We start from the raw sequence: 12233 nt of genomic DNA, 5'->3' as shown, positions 1-12233 counted from the left end.
GGCCATCGGCGCGCCGCAGATCGTCTGAAGGTTTCGGCTTCGGCGGTATCATTCGCCGTTGCGCGGGGCGCGCGCCGCATCTTGTGCTGCACTGCTTGCGGCGGATGCGCTTCACGGCGCGGGACGGCACCGCCATCGACAGGCAAGATGCTACAGCGTGCCAAACCGGACGGCGGATACAGAACTTTCTGCTTTCGGAAAGGCCATTTCGGTCAGGTGGCTCGCCGCCTGCCGGCCTATGATGAAACACATCCAACGCGGATGTGCTTCCACCGGAGATCGACGGACATGGCTTCTTTCAGGCCCAAATACATCACCTTCGACTGCTACGGCACGTTGACCAATTTCCAGATGGCGGAAGCAGCGCGCGACCTCTACGGCAGCCGGCTGGATGAGCCGCGCATGCTGGAATTCATCAAGAACTTCGCGGCCTACCGGCTCGACGAGATCCTGGGCGACTGGAAGCCCTATGCCGACGTCATCCATAATGCGCTCGAGCGCGCCTGCAAGCGCAACGGCGTCGCCTTCAGTGCCGACGACGCCAGGATGGTCTATGAGCGTGTCCCGACCTGGGGGCCTCACGCGGACGTCCCGGCCGGGCTGGCGAAGGTCGCCAAAGAAATCCCGCTGGTCATCCTCTCCAACGCCATGAACGCGCAGATCATGTCCAATGTCGAAAAGCTCGGCGCGCCGTTCCATGCCGTCTACACGGCCGAGCAGGCGCAGGCCTACAAGCCCCGCTTCAAGGCGTTCGAGTACATGTTCGATAGGCTGGGCTGCGGCCCGGAAGATATCCTTCACTGTTCGTCTTCGTTCCGCTACGACCTGATGTCGGCGCACGATCTCGGCATCAAGAACAAGGTCTGGGTCAACCGAGGCCACGAACCGGCCAACCCCTATTACGGCTATGTCGAGATCGCCAACATTTCCGGATTGCCGGGCGTGGTCGGGCTTTGAAACAGGCGGATTGCCGATGAAGCTGGTCTCCTATTGGCACGACACGGCCCCCGTCTTTTCCGGCGCGGCGCAAGGCCCGCTCGAGGGGCACTACGATGCCGCCATCGTCGGCGGCGGCTTCACCGGTCTCGCCGCCGCGCGCCAGTTGGCGAAGGCCGGCGCCAAGGTGGCTGTGCTGGAAGCGGAGCGAGTGGGCTGGGGCGCATCCGGGCGCAATGGCGGGCATCTCAACAACGGCCTCGCCCACAGCTATCTTTCGGCCAAGGCGGAGCTCGGCAAGGAACGGGCAATCGCGCTCTACCGGGCGCTGGACTCATCCGTCGACACCATCGAGGCGCTGGTCGTAGAGGAAGGCATCGACTGCAATTTCCGCCGCGCCGGCAAGCTGAAGCTCGCCTCCAAGCCGCAGCATTTCGAAGCCATCGCCCGCAATTTCGAAGCCATCCATGCCGAGGTCGATCCGGACACGGCGCTGCTGTCGGCGGCTGATCTCAGGTCCGAGATCGGCTCGCCCTTCCATGGCGCGATGCTGTCGAAGAAAAGCGCCATGATGCATATGGGCCGCTATGTGGCCGGCCTCGCCACGGCCGCGGCCCGCCACGGCGCCATCATCCACGAGGACACCAGGGTGACGGACCGCAAGCAGGCCGGCAACCGGCATGAGTTGACCACATCCCGCGGCCGGATCAGCGCCGACAACGTGCTGGTGGCGACCGGCGCCTACACGACGCCGAATTTCGGCTATTTCCGCCGCAGGATCATCTCGGTCGGCAGCTTCATCATCGCGACCCGGCCGTTGAGCGACGCCGAGATCGCCGCGACCATGCCGGGCAACCGGACATGCGTGACCTCGATGAACATCGGCAACTACTTCCGGGCCTCGCCGGACAAGCGTCTGATCTTCGGCGGCCGCGCACGTTTCTCGGCGACCTTGGACCAGCGCTCCGACGCCAAGAGCGGACAGATATTGCGGGCAGGCCTCGCCGCGATCTTTCCGCAGCTCGCCAAGGTCGAGATCGACTATTGCTGGGGCGGGCTGGTCGACATGACCAAGGACCGCTTCCCGCGCGCCGGCTACCATGACGGGGTCTGGTACGCGATGGGCTATTCCGGCCACGGCGCGCAGCTTTCCACCCATCTCGGCATGATCATGGCCGATGCCATGCTCGGCCGCGAGGACCGCAATCCGATGAAGGGTGTCGAGTGGCCTGCCATTCCCGGCTATTCCGGCAAGCCCTGGTTCCTGCCGATGGTCGGCCTCTACTACAAGGCGCTCGACAGGGTTCAGTAGGCATTAGGGGAGTAGGGGAGTAGGGGAGTAGGTATAGGGCGCTTATTCCCTACTGCCTTACTCCCCTAATGCCCTATTCCCATATGAAAACTCTTCATCTCGAGATATTCCTCGATGCCGGCTTGCGCGCCCTCGCGTCCGAGGCCGGATTGCTTGACGCCGCCGAAGGGGGCGACCTCCATCGAGACCGAGCCTGTATTGAGCCCCACCATGCCGAACTCCAGCGCCTCGCCGACACGCCAGGCGCGTTTCAGGTTTTCGGTGTAGAAGTAGGAGGCAAGGCCGTAGGGGGTGCCGTTGGCCAGCGCAATCGCTTCCTCTTCGGTCTCAAAACGGAAAAGCGGCGCGACCGGGCCGAAGGTTTCCTCGCCGGCGAGCTGCATTTCCTTTGTCGCGCCCGTCAGCACCAGCGGCGCGACATATTGAGGGCCGTCCGGCAAGGCCGGGCTCTTCGTGACGATCGCGGCGCCTTTGGCGAGCGCATCCTCGACGTGGCGGTTGATCTTCTCGACCGCTGCCATGTTGATCATCGGTCCGATGGCGACGCCCGGCTGGGTGCCCGGCCCCACCGTCAACGCGTTGACGCGGGCGCTGAGCTTCGCGGCGAAGGCGTCATAGACTCCGGCCTGAACGAGGATGCGGTTGGCGCAGACGCATGTCTGGCCGCCGTTGCGGAACTTCGAGGCGAGCGCGCCCTCGACGGCCAGATCGAGATCGGCATCGTCGAAGACGATGAAGGGCGCATTGCCGCCGAGTTCGAGACTGAGCCGTTTCACGCTGTCGGCGGCGCCGCGCATCAGCAGCGAGCCGACCCGCGTCGATCCGGTGAAGGAGATCTTGCGCACGGTCTCGTTCGCCATGATCTCGTTGCCGATCTCGGCCGGCATGCCGGTGACGATGTTGATGACGCCGGCGGGGATACCGGCCCGTTCGGCGAGCACGCCAAGCGCCAACGCCGAATAGGGCGTGAACTCGGACGGCTTGATGACCACCGTGCAGCCGGCAGCCAGCGCGGGCGCCACCTTGCGGGTGATCATCGCGTTGGGAAAATTCCACGGCGTGATGATGCCGCACACGCCGACGGGTTCCTTCAACACGATGATGCGGCGGTCTGACGTGGGCGCCGGGATGGTGTGGCCGTTGACGCGGCGCGCTTCTTCCGCAAACCATTTGACGAAGGAAGCGCCGTAGCGGACTTCGCCCCTGGCCTCGTCCAGCGGCTTGCCCTGTTCCGTGGTCAGGATCAGCGCCAGATCGTCCAGATGCGTAAGCATCAGGCCATGCCAGGCCTCCAGCAGGGCAGCGCGCTCGGCATGGGTCTTCTTCTTCCAGGCCCGATAGGCGGAAGCCGCGGCCTCGATGGCCGCTCGGGTCTCAGGACCGGCCATGTCCGGCACCGTGCCGATCGAGGCTTGTGTCGCCGGATCGACGACATCGACCGTTTTGCCGGATCCGGCCGCAACCCATTTGCCGCCGATCAGGCCGGCCTCGCGGAAGAGAGTTTTGTCTTTCAGGCTTTTCATCGAAAAACGACCTTGCAATCAGTTGAGCGCCGCGACGACGGCGGCTGTGATGGCGTCCGTGCTGTCCTTGCTGGCGATGGTTCCAATGCCCCGAGCGGTTGTCGCTTCGAGCGCCTTCATGACGCGGCCGGCTGCGTCCTTTTCGCCGAGATGATCGAGCATCATGGCGCCCGACCAGATGGCGGCGATCGGATTGGCGATGCCGAGATGGGCGATGTCGGGCGCGGAGCCGTGCACCGGCTCGAACATCGACGGCGCCGAGCGGTCGGGGTTGATGTTGGCGGAGGCGGCGTAGCCCAGCCCACCCTGGATCGCCGCGCCGATGTCCGTCAGTATGTCGCCGAAGAGATTCGAGGCGACGACCACGTCGAGGCTCTCCGGCGCCATGATCATGCGCGCGGCGAGCGCGTCGACGTGATAGCTCGTCACATCGACGTCCGGATAGTCCACCGCCAGCTTGCGCGTGATCTCGTCCCAAAAGACCATCGAGTATTTCTGCGCGTTGGACTTGGTGACGGAGGCCAGCTTGCCCCGCCGCGCACGCGCCTGCTCGAAGCCGAAGCGCAGGATGCGCTCGACGCCGGCGCGGGTGAAGATCGACGTTTCCACCGCGACCTCGTCAAGCGTGCCTTGATGCACGCGTCCGCCGGCGCCGGAATATTCGCCTTCGGTGTTTTCGCGGATGCACAGGATATCGAAGCTCTCGGCCCGCAGCGGGCCCATCACGCCCGGCAGCAGGCGGTGCGGCCGGATGTTGGCGTATTGCACGAAGGCCTTGCGGATCGGCAGAAGCAGGCCGTGCAGCGAGACGGAATCCGGCACCTCCGCCGGCCAGCCGACCGCGCCGAGAAGGATGGCGTCGAAACCGCGCAAAGTCTCGATGCCGTCCTCCGGCATCATGCGGCCGGTTTCCTTGAAGAAGCGGCAGGACCAGGGGAACTCGGTTCCCGTCAGGGCGAAGCCGGAGTGTTTGGCCGCCGTTTCCAGCACCGTCCAGGCGGCGGCGGTCACGTCGCGGCCGATGCCGTCACCGGGGATCAGAGCGATCGAATAGGACTTCATCGGCATCTCTTCACAGGCTGATCAGGACGCTCTTGGTCCTGCGGTTGGCGAGATAGGCCTCGCGCCCGAGGTCCTTGCCGATGCCGGAGCGCTTGTAGCCGCCCGTCGGCAGGATGTGGTCGCGCGAGCGGCTGTAACGGTTGACCCAGACGGTGCCCGCTTCGAGCTTGCGCGCGAGACGGATCGTGCGGGAGAGGTCGGAGGTGAACAGGCCGGATGCCAGGCCGTAGGTCGGATGGCTGGACAGAGCCAGCGCCTCGTCCTCGGTCTCGAAGCTCTGGACGGTGAGGACCGGTCCGAATATCTCCTCGACGATCGCAGGATTGGCCTGGCCGACATTGGCAATCAGCGTCGGCTCGTAGAAATAGCCGGGGTTGTCCATGATGGCGCCGCCGGTGAGGCACTCGCCGCCAGCCTCCACCGCGGCCTGGACGATCTCATCGACACGTGCCCGCTGCCGTTCCGAGATGATCGGCGAATACTGTGTCGCCTCGTTCCAGGTCGGTCCGGGCCGCACCGCCTTCATTCGCTCCAGTATGGCGGCCGTCAGCCTGTCGGCCACGCTCTTCTCGACGATCAGGCGCGTACCGGCCACGCAGGCCTGGCCGGCGTTGAAGGTGACGCTGCCGGCGATCGCCGTCGCCGCCTTGTCGAGATCGGCATCGGCAAAGACGATCTGCGGGCTCTTGCCGCCAAGCTCCAGCGTCATCGGCTTGACGCCGGTGCGGGCGACGTTCTCCATGATGGCCGAGCCGGCGCGGGTCGAGCCGGTGAAGCTGACCTTGGCGATCTCTGGATGGCCGGTCAGCGCCGTGCCGGTCATTGGCCCGTCGCCCAAAACCACGTTGATTAGTCCTGCCGGCAGACCCGCTCTGACGGCAAGCTGCGCCATGTAGACGGCCGAGAAAGGCGTCATCTCGGACGGCTTCAGCACAACAGCGTTGCCAGCAGCCAGCGCCGGGCCGAGCTTCCAGCCGGCCATCGAGATCGGAAAGTTCCAGGGCGTGATCGCGCCGACGACGCCATAGGGCTCGCTCACGATCATGCCGAGACTGGCGTCGTCGGTAGGCACCAGCTCGCTGCCTTCCTTGTCGGCGAATTCGGCGAAGAAGCGGATTTGCTCAGCGGTGATGGCGATGTCGCCGGCGACCACCTGGCCGACGGGCCGGGTCGAGCTCAGCGCCTCGACCTTGGCGAGTGCTTCGGCTTCCGCTTCGATCAGGTCGGCCCAGACCTGGAGCGCCCTGGTGCGCTCACGCGGGCGAACGCCGCCCCAGTTGCTCGCCTTCAGCGCCGCCTTGGCGCTCTCCACCGCACGGTCGACGACATCGACGCTGGCCACCGGGCAGGCGGTGTATGCCTTGCCGTCCGAGGGGCGGTGCATCTCGATGCGGCCCTCGGCCGAAATCAGTTCCCCGCCGATGAAATGGCCGACGGGGAGGGGAATTTTGTCGGGATTGAAGCTCAGGCTCATTCGACGCTCAACTTCATGGGGCGATCACTTTCGAGCATTTGTCCGAGCTTAGCGCGTGTCGGCGCGCAGCATGCGCTGTTCGCCGATCTGCCGCCGACGAAAGTTGCGTGTCAGCCGCGAGGGACGGCAAAATCTTCCGTGCCGGCCAGCGCCTCACGCGGATTTCGTTACCCAACCGTCACGTAGATCTTGCGCACCGTCTCGATGGTTTTCCAAACACCGGTGAAGCCGGGCTTCATGACAAAACTGTCGCCGGCGCGGTAGGTCACCGTCTCGCTGGCGTCGGGCGTGATTTCGATCACGCCGGAGAGGATGTGGCAGAACTCGAAGGTCTCCCCCTTGATCGAGCGCGTCTCGCCCGGCGTCGCTTCCCAGACGCCGGTATGGACGAGGTCGTCCTTGGCGACATCCTGTGCCCAGGTCTTGAAGGCGGGATTGCCGGCAATCAGCCGTTCGGGTAGCGCCCTGGATTCGCGCGGCTGGAAGGCCGGGTTGGTATCGACGGTTTTAAGCAGGGACAAAGGATGGCCTTTCCGTTGGGGTTCAATAGCCGCGCGAACGGTCGACGAGCCCGATCGGATCGAGCCCGGCGCGATGACGTTTCACGTTGTCGATGACGGCCCGCGCGGCACTCGCCGGCTGGGTGACGCTGGCGACATGCGGAGTGAGGATGATCTTCGGATGCGACCAGAAAGGATGGCCCGCGGGCAGCGGTTCGGGATCGGTCACGTCGACCATTGCGGCTGAGAGGCGGCCGCTGTCGAGCGCGGCGACAAGCGCTTCGTGATCGAGCTGCGGCCCCCGGCCGGTGTGGACGAGCGCCGCGCCCTTGGGCAGTTTCGCAAACAAGCCGGCATTCAGAAATCCGCGCGTGTCTTCGGTCAGCGGCAACAGGCAGACCAATATGTCGCTGACGGCGAGTATCTCATCCAGCCCGGGCTCGCCGTGATGGCAAGTCACGCCTTCGATCTGCCGCGGCGAGCGGCTCCAGCCGGCGAGTGGGAAGCCGAAGGGCTTCAGCCGATCGAGGACGGCCTGGCCGAGCTGGCCGAGGCCGAGCACGCCGATGCGGCGCGACCCTGCCTGGAGCTGCGGGATGTCGCGCCATTCGCCGGCGCGCTGCTGGGTGAGATAGGCCGGCAGGTTGCGGTGCAGGGCAAGCACGGCGAGCGCCACATATTCCTGCATCATCCGCACGATGCCTTCCTCGATCATGCGCACGATCTTCACATGCGCGGGCACCGCGTCGAAGCGGAACTGGTCGACGCCGGCGCCGATGGAAAACAGGATTTCGAGGTTTTTGCAGCGGGCGAGATTATCGGGCACGGTCCAGGTGATCAGATAGCGCACGGCGTCGGGATCCACCGTCGCGGCGTCCATGGCGAAGGGAAGGTCCGGTAATTCCCTGGCAAACGCCTCGGCGAAGACCGCGCCGCGCCGCGCATCGGAATTGAACAGGAACGTCATCGAGGCTGCTCCTTCACGCTGCGCAGCGCGCGCCCAGCGCCTCGATCATCCGCTGGCAAGCGGCGAGTTCGCTGGCGAGAATATATTCGTCCGGCTTGTGGGCGCGGCCGATATCGCCGGGGCCGCAGATGATCGCATCGAAGCCGGCGGCCTGGTAAAGCCCGGCCTCCGTGCCGTAGCTGACGGCGGCAAGCGGCTCTTCGCCGGTAAGCCCATGCAGCAATGCCGCCAGTGCAGAGTCTTGCGGCAGCGATAGCGCCGGATAGGCGCTGATCGGCGTCCACTCGATCTGAAAGCCTTCGGATGCGCAGGCTTCGGCCCTTGCCTTGATGGGCGCGAGCAGGCCGGCCGGATCGACGCCGGGTACGGCGCGCGCCTCCAGGTCCAGCGTGCAGGTGTCGGGGATGATGTTGACCGACTGTCCACCCGCGATCACGCCCGCCTGCAACGAGGAATAGGCGGGCTCGAAGGCAGGGTCGAACGGACCGTGCGTCAACCGCTCGGCTTCGCTCACCGCCGCGCTCAGGACATCGGCCATGGCATGGATGGCGTTGAGCCCGAGATCGGGACGCGAGGAATGGCCGGAGCGGCCGTTGATGATCACACGGGCGGCCGCCTTGCCCTTGTGGCCGCGCACGGCGCGCATGCCGCTTGGCTCGCCGATGATGACGCCAAGCGGCTTGGCGCAAAGTTCTGGCAGGCTGGCGATCAGATGCGGCACGCCGCGGCACCCCACCTCCTCATCATAGGAGAAGGCAAGGTGGATCGGCCTGGCCAGGCGCATGCCCGCCAGGTGCGGCACAGCCGCGAGCGCGGCGGCGAGGAACCCTTTCATGTCCGTGGTGCCGCGACCGTAGAGCCACTCGCCCTCGCGGCGCAGCGCGAAGGGAGAAGAGCTCCACTGCGGCTCGCCGGCGGGGACGACGTCCATGTGGCCGGACAGGATGTAGCCCGGGACATCGGCAGGGCCGATCGTGGCAAAAAGATTGGAACGGTCGCCTTCAGGCCCTGGAAGCAGGGTGACCTGGGTTCCGCGTTCCGCAAGATAGGCCTCGATCCAGCCGGCGATATCACCGTTCGGCTGGCCGGCGACCGATGGAAAGGCGACGAGACGGTCGAGGATGTCTAGGACGTCCATTCCTGCCCTCAAAAAGCATTTCAGGTGCGCCGGGATTGGTGCCGTCGACCGTATGCTGCAGCAATTCGGAAGAGGATGTGGGCTTTCTTTCGCGATTGCGTGCCGAAAGCGGAAGTGTTTCAGTTGAATCTTGCGTTGGCGTGCGGCTTTCGAGCAAATCGTATCGGTCTGGTTGTTTAGCGTTGGCAGGGCGCGAGCGGCCATTGCGTGCACCCGTCAGGCAATCTTTCAGAGGCATGAAATTGAAGCCGTCCGGAAGCTTGAAAATCGATACCTTCTCGATGCGCATCGGCGACATCGATGGCATCGATCTCGACCGGTTGCACGCGCATTCCCTGTCCGTGGGATGGCCACATCGAGCCGAAGACTGGCAGTTCCTGCGCGAATGCGGGCACGGATTCGTGGCGCTCGATGATATCGGCCGCGTTCTCGGCTCGGCCATGTGGTTCCCGCATGGCGCCGATTTCGCGACGGTCGGAATGGTCATCACCTCGCCGCGGCTGCAGACGCTGGGGGCAGGGCAGTGGCTGATGAAGCGGGTCTTCGATAAGGTCGCCGGGCGCGACCTGCGCCTCAATGCAACCCGGGCGGCAAGGCGGCTTTATCTTTCGCTGGATTTCCAGCCGGAGAAGACCGTCTATCAGTGCCAAGGAATCGCCCGCGCCATCGCAATAGACAAGACGCGTGGCGAAGTGCGTCCGCTGCGGGCCGAGCACGTGCCGGCGGTCATCGCGCTCGATGCGGCCGGTTTCGGGGTGCGTAGAACGGCACTTGTCCAAAAGCTGTTCGACCAGTCCGTCGGCTACGGGCTGTTCGAGGAGGGCGGGCTCAAGGCCTTTGCCCTGTGCAGGCCCTTCGGCCGCGGCCACGTCATCGGTCCGGTCGTGGCGCAGCGGGATGCCGATGCCGTCGCGGTGGTCCGGCCGCATGTGGCCGACCATTCGGGCGGCTTCGTGCGGGTGGACACGCATATGGAGAGCGGCGAGTTCGCCGCCTTTCTGTCGCACAGCGGAATGCCTGTCTTCGACACGGTGCTGACCATGTCGATGGGCAAGCGCCTCGCCGATTACGCCGTCGGCGGCGCAACCACCTATGCCCTTGCCAGCCAAACTCTCGGGTAGTTCAGTAAGGCGCGATCTGCACGGCGAACGCGAGCAGTCCGGCTCCTATCATGAAATTTGCACCCGACTGCCGGTTAATTTCGTTTGCAGGATGTCCCCAATGGCGAGAAACTGCCGTTGAATTCCGAGCCTATCTTAAGGAATTCCCGCTTCTCGACCCCAAAAAGGCGCTTCCGACCCTGGATCGCCGCGGGAGAAGGCAATGGCCCAGGACCAAGGCAAGTCGACCGGACCGGATCTGATTCAGGGCATCGCGCTTGCGGACCTTCCTGACGGCGGCAAGCTGGTCGGCCGATGTGGCGACGACCAGGTGCTGCTGGTGCGCCGCGGAACCGAGGTGTTCGCGGTCAGTGCGACATGCACGCATTACGGCGGGCCGCTCGTCGACGGCCTTGTGGCGGATGATACCGTCCGCTGTCCCTGGCACCATGCCTGCTTCGATCTGCGGACGGGCGAAGCGTTGCGCGCCCCTGCACTCAGTCCTCTCGCCTGCTGGGCGGTCGAACAGCGGGACGGCCGCATATTCGTCGGCGAGAAACTCAAACGGACGGCTCCGAAACCGCGCTCCGGAGGTTCCGGCCAGGTGCCTGAGAAAATCGTCATCATAGGCGGCGGCGCGGCGGGATTCGCAGCGGCTGAAATGCTGCGGCGGGAGCAGTTCCAAGGCAGCATCGTCATGCTCAGCAACGACCAGTCGCCGCCCGTCGACCGGCCGAACCTTTCCAAGGACTACCTCGCCGGAAAGGCCCCTGAGGATTGGATCCCGCTCCGCGGCGAGAAATTCTATTCCAAGAACAACATCGACCTGCGGCTCGATACGGAAGCCATGCATGTCGACGCCCGTGCGCGGCAGGTCGTTCTCGCGGACGAGGGCAGGATTCCCTATGACAGGCTGCTGCTTGCGACCGGGGCGGAACCTGTTCGCCTGACCGTCCCCGGCGCCGACCAACCGCATGTCCGAATGTTGCGCTCGTTCGTGGACTGCAAGGAGATCATCGCACGAACTGCCACCGCAAGCCGTGCGGTCGTGGTCGGCGCCAGTTTCATCGGGCTCGAGGTAGCCGCTTCTCTGCGTGCGCGCGCTATCGACGTCCATGTCGTGGCGCCGGAGAAGCGGCCCATGGAGCGTATCCTGGGTCCGCAGATGGGCGACTTCATCCGCGCCCTACATGAAGAGCACGGTGTCGTGTTCCATCTGGAGCAAACCGTAAGCAGCATCGACGGCGGGACGGTGAGACTCAGCGGCGGCAGTACTCTGGCGGCGGATCTCGTCGTCGCCGGCATTGGTGTGCGGCCGCGCACCGGGCTTGCCGAGAAAGCAGGGCTGGTCGTTGACCGCGGCGTCGCTGTTGACGCTTTCCTGGAAACGAGCGGGCCGGGGATTTTCGCTGCCGGCGACATCGCGCGGTGGCCCGATCCGCACAGCGGCGAGACTATCCGGGTCGAACATTGGGTGGTTGCCGAAAGACAGGGGCAGGCCGCCGCGCTCAACATGCTCGGACACCGCGAGAAGTTCGTTGCCGTGCCGTTTTTCTGGAGCCAGCATTACGACGTCCCGATCAACTATGTCGGTCATGCCGAACGGTGGGACGAGATCGCAGTTGAGGGCGACATCGCCGCCAGGGACTGCCTGCTGCGTTTCAAGAGGGGAGGGCGCACCTTGGCTGCCGCCTCGATCTTCCGGGATGTCGAGAACCTGGAAGCCGAGCTGGCCATGGAGCGCGCAGTGCCTGTCTAGCCGAGGCTTGCTGACACCACGACTGAGCGCATTGAGCACCTGGTCACACGGCAGAGACAGCTGTCAGCCGAAGGCGATCGGTGTGTCGGAGGTCTGATCGTAGCGAGCTATCCGCTGGTGCCATTTTGCCCTGCGGGTAACGCTGCGTACGGTCAAAAAGGAACCTCGGCTGCAGCGGTTGGGTGGGGGGCACTGACAGCCGAGGTCAATAGGTCTTCAAAAATTGTGGCCCCGTTTCCCCCAAATCGCAAGGTTCCGCTCTCGGATCGTGGCGATCTCGCTTTCGTCTCTTTAGTGTTTCTTTATATGCTAGCAACTTCAGATTGTAATCCTTTCGGACATATTAGCCACCTAAGATATAATTACCAAATTGTTAACCGGGATTAATGCGCGTTTTCCACAGCATCGTAGTATGCCTCTCAGGCTGAGTTACCTCAATGGAGCGGGGGTGCCATACGTCTG

At 64.6% G+C, this 12233-nt stretch carries 10 protein-coding genes; 4 read left to right on the top strand and 6 right to left on the bottom strand.

Annotation, left to right across the window (positions count from 1 at the left end):
• Nucleotides 1-288: 288 nt before the first annotated feature.
• Complete coding sequence (locus AC4FWB_RS08415) at nt 289-957, top strand: haloacid dehalogenase type II (RefSeq protein ID WP_491025506.1); 669 nt, start codon at nt 289-291, stop codon at nt 955-957.
• Between the two features lie 16 nt (nt 958-973).
• Entirely contained in the window at nt 974-2248 is a 1275-nt protein-coding gene (locus AC4FWB_RS08410) for an NAD(P)/FAD-dependent oxidoreductase (RefSeq protein ID WP_491025505.1), read from the top strand.
• Nucleotides 2249-2313: 65 nt separating this feature from the next.
• Here AC4FWB_RS08410 and AC4FWB_RS08405 read toward each other — a convergent pair whose 3' ends face one another.
• From AC4FWB_RS08405 to argE, 6 genes are all read right to left on the bottom strand, one after another.
• On the bottom strand, nt 2314-3771 hold the full coding sequence (locus AC4FWB_RS08405) for an NAD-dependent succinate-semialdehyde dehydrogenase (RefSeq protein WP_491025504.1): 1458 nt from the start codon (nt 3769-3771) through the stop codon (nt 2314-2316).
• Between the two features lie 18 nt (nt 3772-3789).
• On the bottom strand, nt 3790-4833 hold the full coding sequence (locus AC4FWB_RS08400; protein WP_491025503.1) for a tartrate dehydrogenase: 1044 nt from the start codon (nt 4831-4833) through the stop codon (nt 3790-3792).
• Between the two features lie 10 nt (nt 4834-4843).
• Nucleotides 4844-6307: an aldehyde dehydrogenase family protein gene (locus tag AC4FWB_RS08395; RefSeq protein WP_491025502.1), complete on the bottom strand. Its 1464-nt coding sequence runs from the start codon at nt 6305-6307 to the stop codon at nt 4844-4846.
• 167 nt (nt 6308-6474) lie between these two features.
• Nucleotides 6475-6828 (bottom strand): cupin domain-containing protein, encoded by a 354-nt coding sequence (locus AC4FWB_RS08390; RefSeq protein WP_491025500.1) that lies wholly within the window; start codon nt 6826-6828, stop codon nt 6475-6477.
• Between the two features lie 22 nt (nt 6829-6850).
• Nucleotides 6851-7774, bottom strand: a complete 924-nt coding sequence (locus AC4FWB_RS08385; protein ID WP_491025499.1) for a 2-hydroxyacid dehydrogenase — start codon at nt 7772-7774, stop codon at nt 6851-6853.
• Between the two features lie 13 nt (nt 7775-7787).
• The gene (gene argE / locus AC4FWB_RS08380) at nt 7788-8912 is read right to left on the bottom strand and encodes an acetylornithine deacetylase (RefSeq protein ID WP_491025498.1); all 1125 of its coding nucleotides are present in this window, start codon (nt 8910-8912) and stop codon (nt 7788-7790) included.
• A gap of 236 nt (nt 8913-9148) precedes the next feature.
• Between argE and AC4FWB_RS08375 the strand changes: the two genes are divergently transcribed.
• Together AC4FWB_RS08375 and AC4FWB_RS08370 are read left to right on the top strand one after the other, a co-directional pair.
• A complete protein-coding gene (locus AC4FWB_RS08375; RefSeq protein WP_491025497.1) occupies nt 9149-10033 on the top strand; it encodes a GNAT family N-acetyltransferase in 885 nt (294 codons plus the stop codon).
• Between the two features lie 202 nt (nt 10034-10235).
• Nucleotides 10236-11771 (top strand): FAD-dependent oxidoreductase, encoded by a 1536-nt coding sequence (locus AC4FWB_RS08370; RefSeq protein ID WP_491025496.1) that lies wholly within the window; start codon nt 10236-10238, stop codon nt 11769-11771.
• Nucleotides 11772-12233 lie beyond the last annotated feature (462 nt).

Source organism: Mesorhizobium sp. LEGMi-168a (assembly GCF_058312955.1).
The sequence above is the reverse complement of the archived record's forward strand: the minus strand, read 5'-3'. Positions and strand labels throughout refer to the sequence as shown.

What these genes read in the sequence shown, in the direction of transcription:
- AC4FWB_RS08395 (WP_491025502.1), bottom strand. Translation starts at nt 6,307, where the DNA reads ATGAGCCTGAGCTTCAATCCCGACAAAATTCCCCTCCCCGTCGGCCAT.
- AC4FWB_RS08410 (WP_491025505.1), top strand. Translation starts at nt 974, where the DNA reads ATGAAGCTGGTCTCCTATTGGCACGACACGGCCCCCGTCTTTTCCGGC.
- AC4FWB_RS08385 (WP_491025499.1), bottom strand. Translation starts at nt 7,774, where the DNA reads ATGACGTTCCTGTTCAATTCCGATGCGCGGCGCGGCGCGGTCTTCGCC.
- argE (WP_491025498.1), bottom strand. Translation starts at nt 8,912, where the DNA reads ATGGACGTCCTAGACATCCTCGACCGTCTCGTCGCCTTTCCATCGGTC.
- AC4FWB_RS08370 (WP_491025496.1), top strand. Translation starts at nt 10,236, where the DNA reads ATGGCCCAGGACCAAGGCAAGTCGACCGGACCGGATCTGATTCAGGGC.
- AC4FWB_RS08400 (WP_491025503.1), bottom strand. Translation starts at nt 4,833, where the DNA reads ATGAAGTCCTATTCGATCGCTCTGATCCCCGGTGACGGCATCGGCCGC.
- AC4FWB_RS08405 (WP_491025504.1), bottom strand. Translation starts at nt 3,771, where the DNA reads ATGAAAAGCCTGAAAGACAAAACTCTCTTCCGCGAGGCCGGCCTGATC.
- AC4FWB_RS08415 (WP_491025506.1), top strand. Translation starts at nt 289, where the DNA reads ATGGCTTCTTTCAGGCCCAAATACATCACCTTCGACTGCTACGGCACG.
- AC4FWB_RS08375 (WP_491025497.1), top strand. Translation starts at nt 9,149, where the DNA reads ATGAAATTGAAGCCGTCCGGAAGCTTGAAAATCGATACCTTCTCGATG.